This window comes from Pontibacter pudoricolor, assembly GCF_010092985.1.
Taxonomy (GTDB): Bacteria; Bacteroidota; Bacteroidia; order Cytophagales; family Hymenobacteraceae; genus Pontibacter; species Pontibacter pudoricolor.
Window position 1 is genome coordinate 3972867 of the sequence record NZ_CP048106.1, and the last position, 24308, is coordinate 3997174.

Below are 24308 nucleotides of genomic sequence, written 5' to 3' on the forward strand. Positions count from 1 at the left end.
ATTAAAAAGCACTTATGCTTACCTATAAATCTTCTAAAACCCTTTTTGCAGTAGCGATGCTCTGGCTGGTTGCCTTCAGTGCCGTTGCGCAAGTGTTAAAACCTGCCACCTGGAGTTACGATGTTTCGAAGAAGCAAGTAGCTGTAGGCGAAGAAGTGGAGCTGATCTTTAATGCCCGCATAGACAAAGACTGGTACCTGTACTCTTCTGACTTTGATCCGGAGCTGGGCCCGATGGTGACCGAGTTTAAATTCGAGAAGCATCCGTCTTACGAGCTGGTTGGTAAAGTGGTACCGGTTAAACCCAAAAAGAAATACGACGACCTGTGGGGCGGCGAGTATACCTACTTTGTTGGCACAGGCCAGTTCCGCCAGAAAATTAAAGTGCTGAAGCCCGAACTGCTGGTAAAAGGCAGTTACGAATACCAGGTTTGTACCGATATAGATGGCCGTTGCATTCCGTTCGACGATGAATTTACTTTTAGTAACAAACAGATACAGGTAACCGGAAAAGCGGCAGCAGCAACAACACCTGCCACTGCAGAGCCAACGCAAACTATTACCCGCAACACGCAGAACGGAGCTGCTGAGCCAACACAAACTATAGCGCAGCCCGCTACTTCAGATACTACCACATCACCTGCTTTCTCGCAGGGTGCCGCCACTATAGATACCATAACTGCCCCTGAAACTACGGAAACAGTACAGACAACTATAGACGACACCACCTTAACCGAGCCTGCTACCGACCAGGGCGACATCTGGACATTGATGCTGGTTGCCTTTGGTTCCGGCTTGGTTGCCCTGCTAACACCATGCGTATTCCCGATGGTGCCCATGACAGTGAGTTTCTTTACCAATAGCAGCGGTAGTCGTACGCAGGGCATTGTTAAAGCAGCTGTTTATGGTCTTTCCATCATCGCCATCTATACCATCATCGGAACTATAGTTGCCCGTTTGTTTGGTGCCGATGGGGCTAACTTTATCAGCACGCACTGGCTGCCGAATGTGCTCTTCTTCCTGGTGTTTGTAATTTTTGCAATGTCCTTTTTCGGGATGTTCGAGATTACACTGCCAAGCTCGTGGCTGACCAAAGTTGATGCGCAGGCAGATCGTGGCGGCTGGATCGGGGTTTTCTTTATGGCGTTTACACTGGTGCTGGTTTCGTTTTCCTGTACCGGGCCTATAGTTGGAAGTATATTAGTTGCATCGGCAGGCGGCGAAATGATCCGCCCTATTATGGGGATGTTTGCGTTCTCGCTGGCGTTTGCCCTGCCGTTTACCTTGTTCGCTATATTCCCGTCGTGGCTGAGCAGTTTACCAAAGTCTGGTGGCTGGCTTAACTCGGTTAAAGTAGTACTGGGTTTTATAGAACTGGCACTGGCGCTTAAATTCCTGAGCATTGCCGACCAGGTGTATCATTGGGGCATCCTGGACCGCGAAGTTTACCTGGCCTTATGGATCGTGATCTTTACCCTGATGGGCTTTTACCTGCTGGGTAAGCTCAAGTTCTCGCACGACTCAGATCTGCCACATATCAGTGTGCCGCGCCTGTTCTTCGCTATCGTTACGTTTGGCTTTGTAATCTATCTTATTCCGGGTATGTTCGGTGCACCGTTAAAAGCGCTGTCCGGGTACCTGCCTCCGCAAACCACCCAGGACTTTGACCTGAATGCTATTGTACGCCAGAGTAATGGGGGTGGTAACACTGTAAGTCTGGCATCCAACCAACTATGCGAAACACCAAAATATAGTGACTTCCTGCGCCTGCCACATGGCCTGCAAGGCTACTTTGACCTGGAGCAAGCCAAAAAATGTGCTGCCGAGCAAGGCAAACCTATATTTATAGACTTTACCGGCCACGGCTGCGTTAACTGCCGCGAAATGGAGGCCAACGTATGGTCGGATCCTGCTGTGCTTAAGCGCCTGCGCGAAGACTATGTAATTGCTGCCTTGTATGTAGATGATAAGTCTGAGTTGCCGCAAAGCGAATGGTATACCAGCAAGTACGACGGCAAAGAGAAAAAGACCTTAGGTAAAAAGTACGCCGATTACCAGATCACGAAATTCAACGTAAATGCGCAGCCGTATTATGTGCTGATGGATGAGAACGAAAATGTACTGGTTAAGCCTATTGCTTACGACCTGAATGTGGAAAACTTTGTAAAGTTCCTGGACGCCGGTGTTGCTGCGCATAAGGCCAGAAAGATTGCACATAAGTAATTGTTTGATCCGGGATTTTCAGGACTGGAGAATCAGCAGGATTGTATATCAGATAAAAATAAAAAAGCAAAGCCCCACCAGATCTGGTGGGGCTTTGCTTTTTTAAAAGAACTGTTTCATCTGAAAAGTTCTTTGTCTTATGTCGGAAGCAAACTTACTTTGCTTCGTTGTAGCGGCGTGTTACTTCTTCCCAGTTTACTACGTTCCAGAAAGCGTTGATGTAATCCGGGCGGCGGTTCTGGTAATGCAGGTAATACGCGTGCTCCCAAACGTCCAGGCCCAGGATTGGCTGACCACCGCAACCTTCAGCAAATGACATCAGGGTGTTGTCCTGGTTAGGAGTTGAGCAGATCTCCAGTTTACCATCTTTTACACATAGCCAGGCCCAGCCGGAACCGAAACGGGTAGCTGCAGCGGTATTAAATTTCTCTTTCATCTGATCGAAAGAACCAAATGCTGAATTGATCGCATCTGCCAGTTCGCCGGAAGGCTGACCGCCACCGTTTGGCGATAGGATTGTCCAGAACAGGTTGTGGTTGTAATAACCTCCACCGTTGTTACGAACCGCTTTGTTTTCGCCATCAATGCTGGTCATGATCTCCTCGATAGTCTTGCCTTCCAGGTCAGTGCCGGCAATGGCCTTGTTCAGGTTGTCGGTATAGGCCTGGTGGTGTTTTGTATGGTGGATTTCCATGGTGCGTGCATCAATGTGCGGCTCCAGTGCATCGTAAGCATAAGGTAGTTTCGGAAGTTCGAAAGCCATAGTTTTGTATATTTTTATATGTGAACAATTACATACGTAACAGTTGTATGAGTACGTATGCGTTTAAACTCTTAGTTTCAAAATTAGTTATTTTCTTCTGGCTGCAAAGAAAGTTGCCATCAGGTCGGCACATTCCTGCGCCATAATGCCACTAACCATCTCAGTTTTAGGGTGTAGCAGATTGCCTACTCTTCTATAACCACGTTTGGGCTCATTTGTTCCGAATACTACCCGTTTTAACTGTGCCCAGTAACTGGCACCGGCACACATAATGCAGGGCTCAACGGTTACGTACAGGGTGCAATCGTGCAGGTACTTGTTGCCCAGGTACTCGGAGGCAGCGGTAAAGGCCAGCATCTCGGCATGGGCGGTTACGTCGTTCAGCTTCTCGGTCTGGTTGTAGGCTTTGGCTATAATGCGGTTGTTGGCAACTATAATGGCACCAATCGGAATTTCGCCTTCCTCAAAAGCCTGCTGCGCCTGCCGGTACGCCTGCTGCATAAAATGTTCGTCACTATAAATCGAAAGAAAATCTGTAGCCATAGTTGTAAAGGTAAACCCTAAGGCCAGGTTTAGCAAGGCTTAGTTACTGGTTGTTGGTTAGCTAACGTTCGTGAACTATAGTTGTAGCACTATACCAGGTCAGAAATTGTCTCCTTGAGGACAAGTGAAAACGGGCATTCGAAACTTGCGGGCGAAGCTCCTAGGGATGTTAAATCAACAACTATAGAACTATAGCTCAAACTATAGAAGTATCAGAAAGTCCCCTTTGAAAGGGGCAGGGGGATGACAAAGAGTAACTATAGAACTACTAAACTACAATTATTGCCGGAATTCCCCTCCCGGGAGGGACAGGTGTGGGTTAAACTGCTACTGTAGTCACAATAGCCAATGCTACTACAATGCCTGCCCCTGCCGGGCCAGTTGCGTCAGGAGACACAACGCCATCGTAAGACACGAGCGAGGACGCTCGCGCCAGCAGAAGTGGGGATGACCAACAGAAACTATAAAACTATAACTCAAACTATAGCAACAACAGAAATTCCCCTCCCGGGAGGGGCAGGGGTGGGTTTATGGCAGCAACTATAGCCGGAGCCTAAAAAACTCGCCCACAAGATCCTTCCAGGATGACAAAAAGAGAAGGGATAGCAACTATAGAATGATAGCTACAACTATAGCAAAAGCCTAATCCTGAAAATCTCATTAATCTCGGTTCAGACAAAAAAAGCCTCTCCTGCTCACAGAAGAGGCTTTCAAACTATAGGTAGTTGAAATTACTTTTTGATTTTGACTGAGCCCATGATCTCGCGGGCCGTGTCTTGCCAGTCGTTTTTTAGCTGGAACGGGATATGCAACGTGTAGATCTGGAGTTGTCTGCCAACTATAGTATACTGTATAATGCTGTATTTCTGTACAGGTCTCAGGTTAGAAGCGCCGCGTGTATCAGCAAGCCTTGATACAAACTCAAAAACTATAAATTTCTGTCCTTTAACCTCTGTTACTTCCTGCCGGATAAAGTCGATGTTGGTGAAAGTTTCTACCAGGTTGGCTTTGTAAAACTCGCGCAGCATATCCAAATCCTCGGCATGGAACGTTGAGCGCTTCAGGGTTAAATTAAAGTCGATGTTGCCATCAGGGCTGGTATATGCAGCTACGGGCCTCGTAGTTGCAGGGTATTCCCGGGCAATGTCATCGTCAGACATTGGCATGAAATCTTTTGGCAACAGGATGCTGATCTCTTTGGTAAGATTTATCTTCTTCAGTTTTGGCGCGGCAAAAGCAGCACCGGCAATAAGGATGATAGCTAAAAATGCTAAATAACGCATGTTCATAAGGGTTGTGTAGGCAAAGCTATAAATTATTGTTCAAATAACAGGTAGTAAGTGAAAGTGGTGCAATTTCTCTGCCAAAAGTTTGAGATTGCTAACGAAGCCGGGGATTTAAAAAGTATCCAATAGCTATAGTTGCCGTTACAAACTATAGATTGATCCATAACTATAAACAAACTATAACTATGCTAAACGACTTAATTAATTCTGTAAAAGGACAACTGACCGGCGAACTGCAAAACAAATTCCAGATGCAGCCCGACACCGCCAACAAAGCCGTAGACCTTGCCAAAGATGACCTGGAGAATGGCCTTAAAAACGAAGCGACCAGCGGTAACTTTGGCGGTATACTGGATGTGCTGAAAGGAAACAAAGGTGCAACTGAACAGCCTCAGGTAAATAACATGATCGGAAAATATGTGAACAACCTGAGCACGAAACTGGGTGTGCCTGAATCTATAGCTAAACAGGCAGGGCCGTTCGTAATCTCGTTCATCATGCAGAAGCTGTCGGGTAAAGTGTCATCGGAAGGTGATCTGATGGGCATGTTGGGTGGTAGCCTGAAGGATAAACTGCCCGGCGGCTTAGGCGATAAGCTGGGTGGGATGTTTAAGTAACTATAAACTCAACTATAAAAATGAAGCCATACCCGGAAAGGTATGGCTTCTGTGTTTAAACGTAACTATAGGCTCTTTATCCTTCGGTAACTTTCTTGGTGTTATCGGTTGGGTTCCGGTCAATGAGTTTGTTCATCGGGTCGATGCCAGCTTTTTCAGGCTTCTCGTTAACTATAAACTCAAACTTGTTTTCGCCGGCCTTTACTTTGTGCTTCTTCATGTAAAGCGGTTTGTCCTGCCAGTTGCCATCTACTTTGCGGCGGGCAATTACGCCAACATCTACCCAATCGTTCATTTTGGCAGGTGTTTCGGTGCCCAGGCTGTCAGCGTATAGTTTCTTGGCATCTACAGTAAAGGTTACCTTATACTTGTTGTCAGCCAGCTTTTTGTAAGAAGCATCGGTGGTTTTGTTCTCGTACAGCGTAATCTTCTCAAACATGTCCGTCACCATATACTGCAGCGAGTCTGGGGTAGCTTCGCGGATATAACCCAGAAACTCAACAGAATTGGTATAAGGAGCCCGCTGGAACGCCACCTTCTGAATATACTTCTGCAGTGCCTTGTTCAAGTTCTCTTCGCCAATATAGTCAGCCAGCGCATACATGATTACGCTGCCTTTACGGTAGTGGATATATCCCTGATTTTCTACTTTGTAGAGCGGCATTTCTTTTTTACGTTCTGTAGTACGGCCCAGCAAGTAAGAGTTAAGCTCATACTTTAGGAACTTGTTCATGCGCTCTTCGCCGTACTCATGCTTCATTACCATCAGGGCGCTGTACTGGCTCATCGTTTCCGACATCAGTACCGACCCCTGCACATCGCCACCGATAACCTGGTGTGCCCACCACTGGTGCGCAATTTCGTGTGCGGTAACATAGAACGGGTAATCCACATCTTCCGGGTCGTCGTCATCCACGTCCGCTATAAACCCAATAGACTCTGAGTAAGGAATGGTGTTCGGGAAAGATTGTGCGAAGGTCTGGTAGCCCGGGAACTCCAGGATGCGCACCTGTTTGTGCTGGTACGGGCTGAAATTCTCCGTAAAGTAATCCAGCGATTTCTTTACGGATTTGATCATGCGATCCAGGTTATACTCGTGGCCTCTGTGGTAGTAAATTTCGATGGCTACATCCTGTCCGTTTTTGCCTTTCCAGTGGTCTTTCTTTACCTGGTAATCTGCCGACAGGAAAGAGTAGAAGTTCAGGATCGGCGCATCCATTTTATAGTGGAAGTAGCGGCGGCCGTCTTTTGTCCATTCTTTCTGCAGGTAACCCGGCGCAATCGCAATCTGGCTTGGTATGGTGCTTACGGTAGTTTCGAAGTTTATCCAATCGGCTTCGTTACTAATGTAGGTGTTCATGCGGGCAACAGAATCGTTTACGTCGGCCATGCGTGGTTTAGGCTTCAGGCCATGTTCTTTACGCAGGTCATCATCGCTCAACTCTACACCCGAACGGTACCCGATCTTAGGTAAATATTCGCTGTTGATGAATGTGCCGTTGTAAACGATGCCGGTGTTAGAGCCATTGTTACGGAAGCCTTTTGTTTCATAGTGCAGGTCCAGGTTCAGGCGCATCGAATCGCCGGGCTGCATTGGTTTAGCCAACTTATAGATGCGGTAACCATATTCTTTGTCGTTCAGGGCAAGTTTAGCCGGCCGATCAAATTCCAGTTTCCGTACTTCAGCTTCATCCGAAACAGCAACGTGTACCGAATCTATGGGTTGGTTGTGTGTGTTCTTGATCCAGAAATAACCTTTAAAGTCGAAAATGCGCTCTTCCGGGTAAATGTCTACGTTCAGGTTTACATCTGTAATGCGTGGCTGCGGTATGCCATCATACTTTTTGTAGGTCTTCTCATAATAAGCCTGGCGTTCTTCCTGGTCATCCGAAGTACGGTACTTGTTCAGGATGTTGGTGTTATAAAAGATAAATCCACCTGTGATCAGGAAAACGATTAGTCCGGCTGCAGTAACGAACAGAGTAGATTTTGTGAGTTGCATGCTAGCCAGTTTCAGGCGCCACTTCAGCATGTTTTCCGAACCACGCGACCACAGCATGTTGGCAACTATAGCCAGCAACAGGGCAAAGGCCGCCCAGTAAATTTTATAAATGGTAAATGGCCACACAAAATGCCCGTAGCCGTTCATGGCCGAGTACGTAATTCCCGGATCGGAACTATAGGAGTATAGCGTGTGCTCGAAGCCCAGCTGGCCTTTAAAGATGTTGAGCAGGTAATACACCACCATCACAAAATGGCCGATGAACTTGTTGTTTACGATTACCTGCACCAGCATCGCCAGCACGCACAACAGCAGGTAGTCTATCAGGTTAATGCCAAAAAGGCCCTGCAGGTACACATCGATCTCATACTTATAGTAGCCTTTAAACGTCTGGATGATGATACCGCAGATCATGATCACGAACAGCAACACCACCTGCACCAGCATCAGGGCAGTCATTTTAGAAGCGAACGGCACCCAGTTTGGAATTGGCAGCGCATCGTAGATCTGGTTGATGCTGTTATCGCGCTCGCGCCACACCAGCTCGCCGGAATAAAACGTGATGATGATCAGGAAGAACAGCGCAAAGGTACCGTTCAGTACCGTTACCACCTGCGAGGTAACCGGGAAGGTATTGGTATCATACATTTTACCAACCTGCGCCCCGGACACAAACAGGAAAATGATACCGGCGGTAACGATAGCGATAAAGTAAACACTCCTGATAATGCCATTAAACTCCAGCTTGCTCAGCTTAAAATACTGCTTCAGGCTCAGGTTAAACGAAAAGCTCTGCGATACTTTTGGCAGGTTCAGGCGCTCTGATGGCACAATCGCCCCTACGGCTTCGGCGCTGTTTTTACGACGGAACAATTTTATGCCGGTATTGGCAAACGAGAAACTGAATTTATAGTAGCAGAACGCCAGCAGGCCCAAACCTATAGTTAGCCAAAGCCCACGGTTCAGGAGTACATATTCGCTGAAAGGCAGCATTAAGGTGTTTCGCTCAGCAGTGGTCCAGTAGCGTTGGGTCAGGTAAATGGCAGATGCGCCCAGCGGGTCGGTCAGGTTGGCAATAAACTCATTATCCAGGTCACTGGTAAGGCTGCTGGCAATGCCGTACATCACTAAAAAGATAACACCACCTACGTAAATAGAAAGTGCGCTGCGGGTAAGGGTGGCCAGTGTAAAGAAGATGGAACCGGTAAGCAGCAGGTTGGGGATGATGATGGTTAAGTAAGGCTGTATGTACCAAAGCAGGTTGAACGGGCCAACCTTTTCAGGCTCCATCCATGGCATAAAAGTAGCGGCCATAGCGCCCAGCGCCACACCCGTAAACACAAACAGCGTAACCAGAAAAGAACCTGTAAAGCGGCCGAAAATATAACCGGCTTTTGAGATGGGAGTAGTATAGTACAACGAATGGGTTTTGTGCTCAAAATCCCGGAAGATAGGCGTACCCATCATAGAACAGGTGATCAGCACACCAAACCAGCTCAGTAACGTTACGATCCAGTTGATCTGGTAAGGAGAATTGGCAAACACTTTTCCGCCGCTGGCATCGCCGATTATAACGCTGGCACCAAAAGCACCACCCAGCCCCAGCATAGCGAAAAAGGCCATCAGGAACAGGATGAAGAAATAGATATAAGTAGCCGGACGCTTCATCCGGTACTTGAGTTCGAATAAGAAGATCTCTTTGAACATCTCTTTAATAATTAGGAATGATGAGTTATTAATTATGAATTAATGTCTTGTGTCAAAATTTGTATGAATATGAAACAGAATGTGGTGGCTGATAAGTCATATGCCTTTGCGCTTCGCGTTGTTAAGTTGTATAAGCACCTGCGTTTTACTGAGCAGGAATTCATACTTTCAAAACAAGTGCTCAGGAGCGGAACATCGATCGGGGCTAATGTGGAGGAAGCCATTGCTGCCAGTTCCCGTGCCGATTTTGTAAACAAACTGAATATTGCTGCTAAAGAAACCCGCGAAACAATTTACTGGCTAAGACTACTAAAAGACAGTGAATTTATTTCAATCAAGTCTTTCGGATCAGTTTATCAGGATGCTACTGAACTTCAGAAAATCCTGAGCAGTATTCTGCTAACCACTAAAGCCATTCATAATTCATAATTTCTAATTCATAATTACTTCAGCAGGCTCAGTGCGCCCGCCTTTGGTAGCTTCATGTATTCTGCTGAAGTACACGTCTTCCAGGTCTGCGTTAACCGGTTCGAAGTCGATACCAGGCTGCGCATCGCTGAGCACATGGATAATGGTTTTGCCGGCAAACAGGCGCGATGAGATCACATCGTACTGTTGCTGGTGCGCAGCCAGTTCTGATTTATGGATGAACTTGCGCCAGATACGGCCGTTCAGGCTATTAATCACTTCCAGCGGGTCGCCCGTTAGCAGCACTTCGCCTTTGTTGATGATGGCAAAGTTGCGGCACAGGTCGGTTACGTCTTCCACGATGTGTGTAGAAAGGATAACGATGATATTTTCCCCGATCTCGCTAAGTAAATTATGGAAACGGTTGCGCTCTGCAGGGTCCAGACCGGCGGTTGGCTCATCCACTATAATCAACTGCGGGTTTCCCAACAGGGCCTGCGCAATACCAAAACGCTGCTTCATGCCACCGGAGTAGCCGCCCAGGTTTTTCTTGCGCACATCGTACAGGTTGGTTTGCTGCAGCAACGCGGCCACTACTCCCCTGCGTTCTTTATTATCACTGATGCCTTTTAATACAGCAAAGTGGTCCAGCATTTCTTCAGCGCTTACCTTCGGGTAAACTCCGAACTCCTGTGGCAGGTAACCCAGCACTTTGCGCATTTCTTCTTTCTGGCGCAGCACATCCAGGTCGCCCAGCATAATGCTGCCGGTGTCGGCTTCCTGCAGCGTGGCTATAGTTCGCATAAGCGATGATTTGCCGGCGCCGTTGGGCCCAAGCAAGCCAAACATTCCCTTCGGGATGGTCAGGTTAATGTTTTTAAGCGCCTGGGTGCCATTAGGGTAGGTTTTGGACAGATTCTGTATGACAAGTTCCATAGTTGTATTTTATACTTGATTTTTTCGGTTTCCAGAGATAACTATAACTAAAGAAAATCAAACTATATTTCCATTCAAAATAAACTATACAAACCTGCTCTTTTTCACGACCAACCTGAGTTATAGTTGTTTAAGCCGCGGGTGTACCTGTGGTTATCATTGTTTGGGGCACTTAGCAGTAGTTTATAGTTTGCATTCAGGAAAACTACCTGTGCTATAGTTGCTCATCTGCCTGCTTACTGCGTTCTTGCATACTCCTGCTATTTTAGCTGCAACCTAACGTAACAATTATTACTTTTGCGCTATATACTTACAAAAAACGATTATGCTCCGAACTCATACTTGCGGCGAACTACGAATAGATAATGTAGGCGAGGAAGTTATCCTGGCTGGCTGGGTACAGCGCCTGCGCGACAAAGGCGGAATGCTCTGGATTGACCTGCGCGACCGCTATGGTATCACCCAGCTTAGCTTTGAAGAAGGCATGACGCCGGAAGCGCTGCTGAACCAGGCACGCAGCCTGGGCCGTGAATTTGTGATCAGAGTGGTAGGTAAAGTAATCGAGCGCGAATCTAAAAACGATAAAATTCCTACCGGTGCAATAGAGCTGAAAGTGACCAAGCTTGAAATACTCAACGCAGCCAAGTTGCCACCTTTCATGATCGAAGATGAGACGGATGGGGGAGACGATCTGCGCATGAAATACCGTTACCTGGACCTGCGTCGTAACCCGGTGCGTCGTAACCTGGAGCTGCGCCACCGCGTGATGCGCGAGACCCGCAATTACCTGGACGGACATTACTTTATCGAAGTAGAAACGCCTGTTCTGATCAAATCTACGCCGGAAGGTGCACGCGATTTTGTGGTGCCAAGCCGCATGAACCCGGGAGAATTCTACGCCCTGCCACAGTCGCCGCAAACGTTTAAGCAGCTGCTGATGGTATCTGGTTTCGATAAGTATTACCAGATCGTGAAATGCTTTAGAGATGAAGATTTACGTGCCGACCGTCAGCCGGAATTTACCCAGATAGACTGCGAACTTTCTTTCGTGACCCAGGAAGATATCCTGAATACGTTTGAAGGTTTGATTCACCACCTGTTCCAGAAAGTAAAAGGCATTGACCTGCCGAAACTACCACGCATGACCTATGCCGATGCGATGCGCCTGTATGGTTCTGATAAGCCGGACACCCGTTTCGGGATGCAGTTTGTGGAGCTGAATAACCTGGTAAAAAACAAAGGCTTTAAGGTGTTTGATGATGCCGAACTTATAGTTGGTATTAATGCCACTGGCGCTGCCAGCTACACCCGTAAGCAACTCGATGAGCTGACTGACTTTGTAAAGCGTCCGCAAATCGGGGCGACCGGCCTGGTGTATGCCCGTGTGAATGAAGATGGCTCTGTTAAATCATCGGTTGATAAATTCTACTCGCCGGATGACCTGGCAGAGTGGGCTGCAGCCTTTAACGCTAAACCTGGCGACCTGTTACTAGTATTGGCCGGCGGTAAAGACAAAACCCGTAAAGCCCTGAATGAGCTGCGCCTGGAAATGGGAACCCGGCTTGGCTTACGCAATAAAGATACATTCTCTGCTCTGTGGGTAGTTGACTTTCCGCTACTGGAGTGGGACGAGGAAGCCGGTCGTTTCCATGCCATGCACCATCCGTTCACGTCGCCTAAGCCAGAAGACCTGGAACTGATCGATGACCGCCCAAGCGATATCCGGGCAAATGCGTACGACATGGTTATTAATGGCGTAGAAGTGGGCGGTGGCTCTATCCGTATCCACGACCGCCGCTTGCAGGAGCAAATGTTCCGTTTATTAGGATTCTCTAACGACGAAGCAAAAGCGCAGTTTGGGTTCCTGATGGAGGCATTTGAGTACGGTGCGCCGCCGCACGGTGGTATCGCCTTCGGCTTCGACAGACTTTGCTCTATCTTCGGTGGCTCCGATTCCATCCGCGATTACATTGCCTTCCCGAAAAACAACTCCGGCCGTGATGTGATGATCGATGCACCATCGCCAATTTCGGATGCACAGTTGGATGAGCTGCACATTAAAATGAAAAACATAGCTGCTCCTGAAAAGAAGTAGCCATTATGAACTATAAGAAAAGCCTGTAGCAGCCATGTTACAGGCTTTTTTGTTTACCTGAACCGGGATTTAAATTGCCTCACCCCAGCCCTCTTTTTTTGAAAAGGCCCCTGCCCCCAAAACAGGGGAGAGTTTAAGGAGGAGCTATAGTTGGTTTAGAGTTCTATAGTTAGGTAGCGCTGGCGCGAGCGTTCTCGCTCGTATCTTACGATGGCGTTGTGTCTCCAGACGCAACTGGCCCGGCAGGGGCAGGCATTGTCTAAACCGGGATTAATGGAGATTTAAGGGATTTCTGGGATAAAGGTGATTGGTATAGTTGCAGATATAGTTCTATAGTTGGCGTTTTACCCCTTCCCAGCCTTCCCCTAACAACAGGGAAAGGAGCTTTCGAGTTGTGGCTATAGTTTAGTTTCTTGTTTTATAGTTCCCGTTTGTCATCCCCCTCGCCCCCTTCGAAGGGGACTTTCTGCTGCAGCTTCCCTAACTGTCATTTCGACCAGCGGGAGAAATCTTAATGAGCTATTATTACTTATCATGAGCAGGACAGGTTTACCTGTCCCTGCGGAACTACCACCACGATAAAGCGATGCAACTATAGCTGTTCACTCAACTATAATTTAGCTATCGAGCTGATCGCAGTCTTTGGGTTGAGCGCCTTTGCTTTGTTGCGGTGCCGTCAGGCAACCCGAGGAACGAGGGTAGCAAGAAAGCAGCAGCGCGATGCCCTTATCTAGGGCCCCTACCCCCAAGACGGGGCCTCCCGGCCGTGAGGGCACCAAAGCTGAATTGAAACGATAGGTAAGTAAAGCTCCCAGGATTGGAAGTAACTATAGAAGAAAAGGCTTGGTTTGAAAAGTAGAGTAGCAAACTATAGAACCCAGATTTCTCCTAACGTCGAAATGACAATAATGTAGATACTATACGACGTTTAGCTCCTTCACAGCTGCGCTGGTTCTCTCCGACTCTCATCTCAAGAATGTTCGAAATGACAGAGTAAGAAATAAGAACCCGCTATTGCATAAGGTAGCAAAAAACACAAAAAAACACTATACCAACCCTAACAACTCATGTGCTGCGGCAAACGCTGACTTCTGACCAGTCTTAACTTGTTCAGTTATAGTTGGAAGCTGCTCCCTTACCTGCTGATGCGCATAGAAATTCTCTTCCAGGCCCTGGCGTATCGCTTCGTACATCCACTGCAGGTTTTGGTCGCGGCGTTTTTTCTCGAAGTAACCGTTTTCCTGTGTTAGCTGCAGGTAGTCGGTTATAGTTTGCCAGATGGTGTCTAAGCCTGTTTGTTGCAGGGCGGAGCAGGTGGATACTTTGGGTAACCAACCGGAGGCACTCATGGGTAGAGGTGCAGGGCATTCTGGTATTCGGCGCGGGCGGATTTGGCTTTGCCGGCGTTGGATCCGTCGGCTTTGGTAATGGCGATAGCGTCAGCCATTTCCATGATGCCGCGCTTGATGCCCTGCAACTCATCACCGGCGCCGGCCAGCATCAGCAGCAGAAAGAAGTCAACCATGGCATGCACGGCTGTTTCAGATTGGCCAACACCCACAGTTTCTACTATAATGGCATCAAAACCAGCCGCTTCGCATAGAATTATAGTTTCGCGGGTGCTCTTGGTTACGCCTCCCAACGACTTGCCTGCCGGTGAAGGACGGATAAAGGCATTCGGATTAACGGACAACGACTCCATGCGGGTTTTATCACCTAAAATACTACCGCCGGTACGCTGGCTGGTAGGGTCTATGGCTAACACGGCCAGTTTTTTACCGGCATGCTCAATTACATAGTTTCCAAAGGCTTCTATAAACGTACTTTTACCCACTCCGGGCACACCTGTAATTCCTAGTCGTACTGCATTTCCGGCATGGGGCAATACCCTGGCAATTACTTCCTGGGCAAGTTCCTGGTCTTGTGGGAGCTTACTTTCTATTAACGTAATGGCACGGCTCAACAGCACGCGGTCTCCGTTCAGGATGCCGTTTACATAGATATCAGCAGAAAATCGTTTGGCCATAGGTTATAGTTTAAAGCTGCCGCCTTGCTATACAAAGTTAACAGAATGTGTGGTACATCATACCCATAGCCTGAAGCCCGCTATAAATTCTTATTACACTATAATTTAGCGTTACTATATTCTGATATTCAGGAAAAAAACTGAAATTGCGGACGGGTGTATAAAGTGGCCAAGCTAAGAGCTTAATTTATAGTTGTTTTCTGTTTCAGAATGTGGTTGGCAGCCTATATACCGCATTATCAACATTCATTAAATATTATCTGACCGTTTTATGAAAAAGGTACTTTTGGCTGCCGCAACCTTGCTGGCAGGGCAGGTTACCGCGCTTGCGCAGTCTGAGAGCAGCAGTTACTCGGTGGTGAGCCGTGGCGGTGTGCAGAACACATTTGTGCACGACTACCAGGCAATCGGTATAAACCCGGCTAACCTTGGCCGCAGCACATCGCTGGTTTCGTTTACAGTGGCCGAATTTGGGGCGTTCTATAGTTCGCAGGCGTTTACCCGCAAAACCCTGAAAAGCGCTATGAAGCTTGCTTCTGATACTTCTATCGGCATGGAAGAACGTATGGAGCTTGCGCGCGCCTTTACCAGCGACAATGTGCTTAACCTGGGTGCGGATGTAAATACCCTGGCTATTTCGGTGAGTGTGCCTAAAATTGGTGGTTTTGCAGTCAGCAACAGGCAGCGTATGCTGGGCCACGCCGGCTTTAACAAAAACTTTTCGGAGCTGCTCTTCCTAGGCCAGGATGCATCCATGTTTAGCGAAGTAAAGCCTGATGAAACACTTTTCGTTTCCGATATCTTTGATGGTTCTGAAATTAAGATGTCGTGGGTAAATGAGTGGAACTTTGCCTATGGCCGCAAGATCATGGAACTCCCTTTAGTCAACATCTACGGTGGTTTCGGGTACAAATACATGCAGGGCCTGGGTTTGTATGAGTTCAGTGCAAAAGATGGTAAAGTAAAAGCTTACAATGCCTTCTCGCCAATACTGGATGCCAACTACGACGATTACCTGGATGATCCGAAGTTTAATTACGACAGCGCCGACGGTTTACTGAACCCGGTTGGCCGCGGTCACGGTGTGGACCTGGGCCTGTCTGCCGAGATCATCAAAATTGTGAAAGTAAGCGCTTCTGTAACCGACCTTGGTAACATTAAGTGGACGGAGAACCTGCTGGAAGGACAGGACAAAGGCTTTACGCTGGAGCAAATGGCAGAAGACGGTGCAAATAATAATGATTTCTGGAAAGATGCCGGCAAAATGGCACGGGCTATAGTTGACAGTGCCCTGGTGTTTACCCCGGTAAGCGAAATGAAAGTAAACCTGCCAACCCGTTTCCGTTTTGGTGCAGGCGTTAAAATAGGGCAGCGTGTAGAAGTTGGTGTAGATTACGTAGCGCCGCTAAACAAAGCACCAGGCAACATCGCTTCAGACTTCGTGGGCTTAGGTATCGACTTTTCTCCAATCCCGGTATTCCGTTTAAGCTCTGGTGTGTCGTCTGGCGCCGGCGATAAACTGAACATACCGTTTGGCTTTGCGATCACATCTCCGGTTTACGAGTTTGGTATTGGTATGCGCGACGTTACAGCTCCGTTTACTAAAAATAACCCGGGAGCATCGTTTGCGATGGGCTTCCTGAGATTCAAGATCGGGAAACCACAGATCATCTAAAGTAAACTATAGTTTATAGTTAAACAGAAAGGCCAGCCTTAACCGGGCCGGCCTTTCTGTTTTATAGTTGGCGGTTATTATCTTTTTACATCCTGCACAAAGTTTGGTAACCCGAGGTCACTTTTCCTGCCTGCCAGTTTAAAACCATTGTCTTTGTATTGTACGGCTTTGCCTTTTGCATTCGGGTTAAAGATCACGCCCAGGTGCAGGTTGTCTTTGCGGGCTGCGTAAATCCTGCCATCGGGGCCAAGCTGCAGTGCGCCTATAGTTGGACTGCCGGATGTTGCAACTATAGTTGCCGATTTAATGATCTCTTCCGGGCCGCCGGCTCTCAGGTCAAACTGCACGATCTGGCCTTTGCCGGTTCCTTTGTTGTTGGTGGTGCCGTATAGTTTGCTGCCATCCGGGGAAAAAGCAATGCCGTACGCTTCCGAGAAACCTTTAAACAGAATAGGGTCAGATACTTTACCGGTGCTGCGGTCAAATTTCATGAGCTCAAAGTTACTGTTGTCGTTCCAGAGGGCTGCTGCCAGTTTCGTGCCATCCGGAGATGGCTTCAGATATCCGATAGCTTTGCGGTTCGAGCCACCATGCACCGTGCCCGCATTGCTCATAACAGGCATGGTTTCTACTCCGTTTTCTGAAACCAGGTAAGACAAATAGGCATTGCTGTTCCAGCGGTGCGCTATAACCCACCAGTCTTTGCCGTTGCTGTGGCGAACAGCGGTCAGTTTCTCGGTGGTTGGCGCGATCATAAACGTATTTTTAAACACAAGATCACCGTTGCCTCCATCCTTGCTCATATCCACTATACTATAGCGCAAGCCATCAGACTGTGCCTGAATATCGGTGGTAAAAATGTAATAGATAGTTTCGGAGCCCGGTTTAGGAACTATAAGCGCCGACTGTGTGGATGAATTTCCGCCCAGCAAACCGTTGCCGTTAGGCATTACTTTGTGATTGCGGTTCCAGACCGTAATGCCGTTGGTATAAAAAAGCAGGTTGCCGTTTTTGTCAGAAATAGTGGCGCTGCCTTCTTCTGTTATCAGTCTGCCGTTGGTTACTGCTACAGCCGAGTCGCCATTAAACGAGATGCCGGCACTTTTGCCAAAGTACCAGTTGTTTTGTTCGCCTTGTGCCTGTGCAGCTATAGTTGCGCAGCAAAGTAAAAAAGCTGTTGCCAGGTATTTTAATCTGATCATGTGAGGTATGCGTTTTTTGCTATAACGTGGCAGTTGCAAACGTAGTGCCAGAATCAGAAACAAAAAAGGACAAGCGTAATGCCTGTCCTTTTTTGTGATTAATAACCTATTGGGTTATTTAATGCTGTCGCCGGAAGAGGCGTTGTCGTCTCCTATGGCTTCGTTCACATATTGCGTAGTGTCATCAGCACCTGTGCCGGGCAAGTCACCGGAACCTTCCACGCCGGTTTCCTGTGTGTTGCCGGTGGTGCTTTCAGGTGGCATATCCGAGTTTTCGCCGGTCTCACCACACGATGCCAGCAGCATAGTTGATGTGATGAAGGCGGCAGCTATTACGTTTGTTTTCTTATTCATAGTACTTCGTGTTACGTGTTTGTTATAGCATTGGGCTACATGGTAGCAGTTGTATCTTCCAGCGTAATAGTATCTCCTGACATATTATTGTCCGTGCTTCCATTGCTGATATGCTCGTTTTGAGTGGCATGATCGTCGCCTTCACCATTTCTTGTTCCACAGGAGGACAGCAGTACAGTAGCCCCACAAAAGATAAATCCCATTAATATTACGCGCGCTGTTTTCATAGTTTTATTGCGTTTGATGATGTCTGTTGTACGTCGGGAGCGGGCGGATAGGTTATAGTTTCAGGGACGCTGCAGTATAGTTAACTGATTGATCCGCTAACTTTTAAACTATAGTTAGTGCTGGAGTTCGGGTTCGGCTTCTGTAATTTTCTGCAGTTCAGGATATAAGGAGATCAGCTTGAGCAATACGCCGTTGGTCCAGCCAAAACCATCCTGGTTGGGGTACTCTCCGCCACCAGCCGGCAAGTCCAGGTTTTCGACGTTATATTTCTCCATCAGCTTTCCGGTTGTCTGGTACACGTCGGTGTTGAGCTGCACCCAGTTGGTAGCTATAGTTGCTGCTTCGTCGGTAAAGCCATAGTTGCGGAGCGCCTGTATCGTCATCCATTGCAGTGGTGCCCAGCCGTTTGGTGCGTCCCATTGCTGTCCGCTCTGGTTTAACGTAGTTACCGCTCCGCCCGGGCTTATAAAATCAGCTTTGATCTTTTGCGCCACAGCTTTAGCCTGTTTGCGCTTTACCATGTTAAAATAGAGCGGGTAAACTGCAGCCAGCGAAGGAATGTTGGTCGTAGCCTTGGTTCTATAGTTATAGTCGTAAAAGAAATCGTGTTCAGCGTTCCAGTTGTATTTCAAAACCGCATCGCGTCGGGCTTTTGCCAGTTTTTCGTATTTGCGTGCTTCTGCTTTGTTACCGGACAGAACGGCCATTTCCTGTAAGGTTAGCTCCATGTGGTAAAGCAGCGCGTTCAGGTCTACAGGTATAATGCTGGTGGTTTGTATCGTGCTGAGATCCTTTCCATCAGCAAACCAGCGCGTACTAAAATCCCAGCCAGATTCGGCGGCGGCTCTTATGTCGCGGTAAATTTCTTCAGGTACTCTGCCGGAGTTTTTGGCCAGTTCCACATCCTCCAGGTAAGATTCGGGGCGAGGTTGCGGATTGTCGTCCCAGTAGCGGTTGAGGATGCTACCATCGGGCATTAAAACCACCCGGCGATGCGCAGGGTTGGCAATAGTAAGGTTTTCGGCGCCATCCATCCAGAAGGCATATTCCTTTGTCAGAGCAGAACTATAGTTTAGCAACACATTGCGGCCTTTTTGCTGTGCCAGAACGCGTAGCATAAGGGCATAAAATGGTGGTTGCGAGCGGCTGAGGTAATAGGTCCGGTTGCCGTTCGGTATGTGGCCTATCGTTTGAATAAGGTGCGTAAAGTTATCGACCATGCTCTGGATCAGCTCCGTTCTTCCGCTTGCCTGCAGGCCCAGCATGGTAAAGAAGCTATCCCAGTAATAGATTTCTCTAAAACGGCCTCCGGGCACAACATAGGCATGTGGCAGAACTATAAGCGAGCCGCTATTGTCACCGGGTTGCCGGGTAAGTTCCGTCCAGAGGCGCTCTATGTGTTCAACTATAGTATGCAACTCGTTGGTTGTAAAGCTGGTATCGGGCTGCTGTGGCAACCTGAAATGCTGTAGAACAAATGCCTTTAATTCAAAGCCGGGTTGCTGCTTTTGCTGTTCGTAAGCCTGTAAGATATGCTTGGGATCGGACAGCGGGACACAATCCGGGAAGGTCTTGGAATCGGGGAAAACGCGTTGCACTTGCACCTGCTCAAACAACTTACCCAGGTCTTGTGCAGGGTAGTATAGTTGCTGCGCCTGAGCAGGCTGCAGGGTGAGGCTAAAAGGCAAAACCAGTAAAAGGTATAGTTTCAGGATATAACCGGTTTGCTTCATGCTGCGCTGAAATTAACAAAACATTAATCTCCTTTTACGCAGACCTGAAGCAAGCCGGCAAGTATACTACCGGAAAGGGTATTGCACAAATGATTCCTGTCCCATCGACTCTTTTTCGTACCTGGCTACAGCAAATTCCTGAAATTGTGCTTCAAAATTCTGATCACCGGCAAATACCTTATCGGGCACGGGGCTGCCTTCTAAGAAAAAGTAAACTTTTGTATTGCCATATTTGGTGTGGGGCATAAACTCTCCGTACTGTTGCATCTGCTGCCACAAGGTATCGGCCACCGTTACGGCATACACCCTGACGATAGGACCGGTGTTGTTCTCATTCCTGTAAAATGCTACTTCTTTAAAATCTCCCTCCAGGTCATCAACACTGGGCAGCGAAAATGAATCGTAAATAAACCAGCCTACCAGTACAAAAGAGGCAAGTATAAGAATGTGTTTTAACTTCATGAAACTCTGTAATATATTTTGGCAAAGTTACTCAGGTTTATCGTCCGGAGTGCTATTATTTATAGTTGTTTGGGCTGTTACCTGTATGCTACAACAACTATAGGTTCATTATGTTGGCGGTTATTTTAGATAAGCTACGCCTTACCCAAAAGTGGGTATTGTATAAATGCTATATTAACATGAACTTTGCAGGATACTTATCTATAACCACAAAATAGAACAATGAAATTAAACCTTACCAGTAAATTCCTGAGCCTGTTTGTAGTAGCAGCGCTTACCCTTACATCGTGTGGCAGCGATGATGACCCACAGCCGAATAACGGCGATCAAACTGCTTGTAAAGTAACTGCTATGTCTATAGAGACTATGTTTGGTAGTTTTGAAGGCACTGCAGTTTACAACGCTGATGGAAAAATCAGTAAAGTGATGAATGCTGAAGATGAGACAAGCTATACTTTGTTTAAATATGACAGCCAAAGCCGACTTGTGAGAGAAGAAGAGTATGAGCAAGACGAATTAATATACTATACTGAGTACAGCTATACGAATGGCAACATAACGATGGCAGAATGGTTCTATGCTGACGATGAGCCGGACGGATATATGACTGTGAAGTATGACGGCAGTAACCGTGTTACTGAAGTTAAAGAGTTTTATGAGGGAGAAGATTTTGAAGGAGAAGTAACTGAAACTGTTTATACAACTAAGCATACTTACAATAGCCAGGGCAATGTAACTAAAACGGTGTATTTTACTGATGAGGTTGAAGATATGGCAGTCACTTATGAAAGCTACGATAATAAGATCAACATTGCTGCTGCTATGAAAGGTAACTTTGATCCTTGGTCTGGTAATAGCAAGAATAATCCTTTGAAAGCTACCACAACATTTATTGTTGAAGGTGAGTCACAAACAATCGCATCTACCTATACTTATGTATATAATGACAATAATCTGCCAACAAAAATTACGATAACCACACCGATTGGTAGTTTTATAAGCAACTTCACATACCAGTGTAAATAAGCCTTACCCCAATACCTAAACCCTCTGTAATTACGAAAGCGGGCTTCTTCGGAAGTCCGTTTTTGTTTAACAGTGGTTTTGTCGCTTGCCTGTTACCAGCTTTATAATAGAAGTAACTACTATAGTTGCCATGGCAGGTAAGCCTACCCAAACCAGTTCGCTTTTTATTACGCGCCAGCCCCACTCGCTAAAAAAGTTGCCAACACCAATAGGGGAGACCTGTATCGGGCGCCAGGGCAGAAAATAACGTGTATTGTCAAATGGGGCAAATACAGCTACGCCTAATCCACCATTTGTTAAGGCATCCAGTAAACTATGCGAAGCAGTGCACAGCGTAAAGAACAGAATAAACAGCAGCCCTTGCTTAGAGATGAGTTTTACACTTCTGTAGAAAAGCGTTGTAACTATAACTCCGAGCAGAGCAGCAAAAACCAGTGAGTGTGAGAAGCCTCTGTGCCCGAATAGGTGCTCATATGGCACACCAAATTTAAACATCACCACATCTGCATCCGGAACTATAGTACAGGCTACCCCCAGTAACCAGAATTTAGGAGTTGTATAGTTGCCAGGATAGATCTTGCCTATAGTTGCTGCTGCCAAAGCATGTGCGAAAGCTGATGCCATTTAATATCTGAATGTGATTGAGTATTGAAGTTAAGAAGAATTAACAATTCTGGCGTGGAGCTTAGCTTCGCGCCAGAAAAACAAAAAGCCGCAGTTGAACTGAATCAACTGCGGCTTTCTTCAAATTCTATAACTCTCTAATTTTCCAGCTCCTAAACTTCAGAGATCAGCTTCTCCAGAATATTCTGTGCTGCTACCGAGATGATAGTTCCCGGGCCAAACACACCGGCTGCGCCGGCTTTAAAGAGGTAATCATAATCCTGTGCCGGAATAACGCCACCAACTATAACCATAATATCACTGCGGTCGAGTTTGTGGAGTTCTTCTATTAACTGGGGAACCAGTGTTTTGTGGCCGGCTGCCAATGAAGACACACCCACCACGTGCACGTCGTTCTCTGCGGCTTGCATGGCTACTTCGGCTGGTGTCTGGAACAGTGGCCCTATGTCCACGTCAAAGCCAAGGTCGGCGAAGGAGGTGGCAATTACTTTGGAGCCGCGGTCGTGTCCGTCCTGGCCCATTTTAGCCACCATAATGCGTGGTCGGCGGCCTTCCAGTTCTTCAAACTGATCAGCTAAGTTTTTAGCGCGTTCAAAGTTTTCGTCGTCGGTTATTTCTGCTGAGTACACTCCTGATATAGCTCTGATTACTGCTTTATGTCTGCCGTACACCTTTTCCAGTGCGTCGGAAATCTCGCCTAATGTAGCGCGGTGGCGAGCTGCTTCTACCGCCAGGTCCAGTAAGTTGCCTTCCCCGGTCTCAGCGGCATTGGTTAAGGCTTTTAAGGCATTGGCAACAGCGGCTGCATCGCGTTTTTCTTTTACGCTTGCCAATCGGCGCAGCTGCGATTCACGCACAGCTGTGTTATCAATATCCAGGATGTCGATTTCCTGTATCTGGTTCGGTTTATACTTGTTTACACCAACTATAATGTCTTTGCCGGAGTCGATGCGGGCTTGTTTGCGGGCAGCGGCTTCTTCGATGCGCATTTTCGGCAAACCGGTCTCAATCGCTTTTGCCATGCCACCCAGTTCTTCTACTTCTTCAATCAGTGCCCAGGCTTTTTGTGCCAGCTCGTGCGTCAGGGCTTCCACGTAATAGGAGCCACCCCACGGGTCAACTACTTTGGTAATGTTAGTTTCCTGTTGCAGGTAGATCTGTGTGTTACGGGCTATACGTGCCGAGAAGTCTGTTGGCAGGGCAATGGCTTCGTCCAGGGCGTTAGTGTGCAAGCTTTGTGTACCGCCAAGAGCAGCCGCCAAGGCTTCTACGCAGGTGCGTGTTACGTTATTGAACGGATCCTGCTCGGTTAAGCTCCAGCCAGATGTCTGGCAATGCGTTCTTAAGGCTAAGGATTTTGGATTCTTCGGGTTGAATTGCTTGATGATTTTTGCCCACAGCATACGGGCCGCGCGCATCTTGGCGATTTCCATAAAGTGGTTCATGCCGATGGCCCAGAAGAACGACAGACGTGGTGCGAAATCATCAATGTCCATGCCTGCCTGCAAGCCGGTGCGCACATATTCCAGACCATCCGCCAGGGTATAAGCCAGCTCTATATCGGCGGTGGCGCCGGCTTCCTGCATGTGGTAACCTGAAATGGAAATAGAGTTGAAGCGCGGCATCTTTTTAGAACTATAGGCAAAGATGTCGGCAATGATCTTCATGCTTGGCTCCGGCGGGTAGATGTAGGTATTGCGCACCATAAACTCCTTCAGAATGTCGTTCTGGATCGTTCCGCTCAGTTGTTCCGGCTTTACGCCCTGTTCTTCGGCAGCCACAATATAAAACGCCATGATCGGTAACACCGCACCGTTCATCGTCATCGAAACCGACATTTCGTTCAGCGGGATCTGATCGAAAAGGATCTTCATGTCTTCCACCGAATCGATAGCCACACCGGCCTTACCCACATCACCTACCACGCGCGGGTGATCGGAGTCGTAGCCACGGTGCGTAGCCAGGTCAAACGCTACCGAAAGTCCTTTTTGCCCGCCTGCCAGGTTGCGACGATAAAAAGCATTACTTTCCTCAGCGGTCGAGAAACCGGCATACTGGCGAATGGTCCAGGGCTTTTGCACATACATGGTGCTATATGGGCCGCGCAAATACGGTGGCAGGCCGGCAGCAAAATCGGTGTGCTCAAAGTGTGCGGCATCTTCCGACGTATAAAAGGTTTTTACCTTTATCTGCTCCGGTGTTTTCCAGACTTTAGCATCAGCAGGTGCTTCGTGCCCGTTCTCTGCCGCAGCTAAAGTTCGTATATCTATTTTCGAAAAGTCAGGCTTCATTTTGTTAGTTATGAATTATGAATGACGAATTAAGAATTGGAAATACATTCATGGTTCATCATCAACTAATCTTATCTCTACTTACTATTAACTTCTTTTTTAACTATA

Annotated in this window: 18 protein-coding genes and 1 pseudogene; 6 read left to right on the forward strand and 13 right to left on the reverse strand. The window is 47.5% G+C overall.

Translation table 11 applies throughout. The annotated features are described in order from the left end of the window. Window positions 1-14 precede the first annotated feature (14 nt). Window positions 15-2222: a protein-disulfide reductase DsbD family protein gene (locus GSQ66_RS17195; protein ID WP_238395741.1), complete on the forward strand. Its 2208-nt coding sequence runs from the start codon at window positions 15-17 to the stop codon at window positions 2220-2222. A gap of 154 nt (window positions 2223-2376) precedes the next feature. Here the strand turns inward: GSQ66_RS17195 and GSQ66_RS17200 are convergent, their stop codons facing one another. From GSQ66_RS17200 to GSQ66_RS17210, 3 genes are all read right to left on the reverse strand, one after another. Then, a complete protein-coding gene (locus GSQ66_RS17200) occupies window positions 2377-2985 on the reverse strand; it encodes a superoxide dismutase (RefSeq protein ID WP_162428585.1) in 609 nt (202 codons plus the stop codon). 87 nt (window positions 2986-3072) lie between these two features. Beyond that, window positions 3073-3528, reverse strand: coding sequence for a nucleoside deaminase (locus GSQ66_RS17205; protein ID WP_238395742.1), 456 nt, complete (start codon window positions 3526-3528; stop codon window positions 3073-3075). A 731-nt stretch (window positions 3529-4259) separates the two neighbouring features. Then, window positions 4260-4811: a hypothetical protein gene (locus tag GSQ66_RS17210; RefSeq protein WP_233150464.1), complete on the reverse strand. Its 552-nt coding sequence runs from the start codon at window positions 4809-4811 to the stop codon at window positions 4260-4262. Window positions 4812-4999: 188 nt separating this feature from the next. On the opposite strand from GSQ66_RS17210, the gene GSQ66_RS17215 reads away from it, so the two are divergent. Further along, on the forward strand, window positions 5000-5431 hold the full coding sequence (locus GSQ66_RS17215; protein WP_162428587.1) for a hypothetical protein: 432 nt from the start codon (window positions 5000-5002) through the stop codon (window positions 5429-5431). A 76-nt stretch (window positions 5432-5507) separates the two neighbouring features. Here the strand turns inward: GSQ66_RS17215 and GSQ66_RS17220 are convergent, their stop codons facing one another. Continuing rightward, window positions 5508-9140, reverse strand: coding sequence for an ABC transporter permease/M1 family aminopeptidase (locus GSQ66_RS17220; protein ID WP_162428588.1), 3633 nt, complete (start codon window positions 9138-9140; stop codon window positions 5508-5510). A 63-nt stretch (window positions 9141-9203) separates the two neighbouring features. On the opposite strand from GSQ66_RS17220, the gene GSQ66_RS17225 reads away from it, so the two are divergent. Then, the gene (locus tag GSQ66_RS17225) at window positions 9204-9569 is read left to right on the forward strand and encodes a four helix bundle protein (protein WP_317164205.1); all 366 of its coding nucleotides are present in this window, start codon (window positions 9204-9206) and stop codon (window positions 9567-9569) included. 3 nt (window positions 9570-9572) lie between these two features. Here the strand turns inward: GSQ66_RS17225 and GSQ66_RS17230 are convergent, their stop codons facing one another. Continuing rightward, entirely contained in the window at window positions 9573-10484 is a 912-nt protein-coding gene (locus GSQ66_RS17230; RefSeq protein WP_162428589.1) for an ABC transporter ATP-binding protein, read from the reverse strand. Between the two features lie 325 nt (window positions 10485-10809). Here GSQ66_RS17230 and aspS point away from each other — a divergent pair, with 325 nt between their 5' ends. Then, window positions 10810-12579: an aspartate--tRNA ligase gene (gene aspS, locus GSQ66_RS17235; protein WP_162428590.1), complete on the forward strand. Its 1770-nt coding sequence runs from the start codon at window positions 10810-10812 to the stop codon at window positions 12577-12579. Between the two features lie 1046 nt (window positions 12580-13625). On the opposite strand, the pseudogene meaB reads toward aspS, so the two are convergent. Beyond that, a pseudogene (gene meaB, locus GSQ66_RS17240) lies at window positions 13626-14605 on the reverse strand (methylmalonyl Co-A mutase-associated GTPase MeaB). A 271-nt stretch (window positions 14606-14876) separates the two neighbouring features. On the opposite strand from meaB, the gene GSQ66_RS17245 reads away from it, so the two are divergent. After that, window positions 14877-16280 (forward strand): DUF5723 family protein, encoded by a 1404-nt coding sequence (locus GSQ66_RS17245; RefSeq protein WP_162428591.1) that lies wholly within the window; start codon window positions 14877-14879, stop codon window positions 16278-16280. Between the two features lie 77 nt (window positions 16281-16357). On the opposite strand, the gene GSQ66_RS17250 is transcribed toward GSQ66_RS17245, so the two are convergent. From GSQ66_RS17250 to GSQ66_RS17270, 5 genes are all read right to left on the reverse strand, one after another. After that, window positions 16358-17482 (reverse strand): YncE family protein, encoded by a 1125-nt coding sequence (locus GSQ66_RS17250; RefSeq protein ID WP_162428592.1) that lies wholly within the window; start codon window positions 17480-17482, stop codon window positions 16358-16360. 114 nt (window positions 17483-17596) lie between these two features. Next, on the reverse strand, window positions 17597-17836 hold the full coding sequence (locus GSQ66_RS17255; protein WP_162428593.1) for a hypothetical protein: 240 nt from the start codon (window positions 17834-17836) through the stop codon (window positions 17597-17599). Window positions 17837-17871: 35 nt separating this feature from the next. After that, the gene (locus GSQ66_RS17260) at window positions 17872-18063 is read right to left on the reverse strand and encodes a hypothetical protein (protein WP_162428594.1); all 192 of its coding nucleotides are present in this window, start codon (window positions 18061-18063) and stop codon (window positions 17872-17874) included. A gap of 114 nt (window positions 18064-18177) precedes the next feature. Further along, window positions 18178-19797 (reverse strand): alpha,alpha-trehalase TreF, encoded by a 1620-nt coding sequence (gene treF, locus GSQ66_RS17265; protein WP_162428595.1) that lies wholly within the window; start codon window positions 19795-19797, stop codon window positions 18178-18180. A 66-nt stretch (window positions 19798-19863) separates the two neighbouring features. Next, entirely contained in the window at window positions 19864-20259 is a 396-nt protein-coding gene (locus GSQ66_RS17270; protein ID WP_162428596.1) for a hypothetical protein, read from the reverse strand. A 222-nt stretch (window positions 20260-20481) separates the two neighbouring features. On the opposite strand from GSQ66_RS17270, the gene GSQ66_RS17275 reads away from it, so the two are divergent. Further along, on the forward strand, window positions 20482-21285 hold the full coding sequence (locus tag GSQ66_RS17275; protein WP_162428597.1) for a hypothetical protein: 804 nt from the start codon (window positions 20482-20484) through the stop codon (window positions 21283-21285). A 66-nt stretch (window positions 21286-21351) separates the two neighbouring features. On the opposite strand, the gene GSQ66_RS17280 is transcribed toward GSQ66_RS17275, so the two are convergent. After that, window positions 21352-21909, reverse strand: coding sequence for a metal-dependent hydrolase (locus tag GSQ66_RS17280; protein WP_162428598.1), 558 nt, complete (start codon window positions 21907-21909; stop codon window positions 21352-21354). Window positions 21910-22061: 152 nt separating this feature from the next. Next, on the reverse strand, window positions 22062-24200 hold the full coding sequence (gene scpA, locus GSQ66_RS17285) for a methylmalonyl-CoA mutase (RefSeq protein ID WP_162428599.1): 2139 nt from the start codon (window positions 24198-24200) through the stop codon (window positions 22062-22064). Between the last annotated feature and the right edge of the window lie 108 nt (window positions 24201-24308).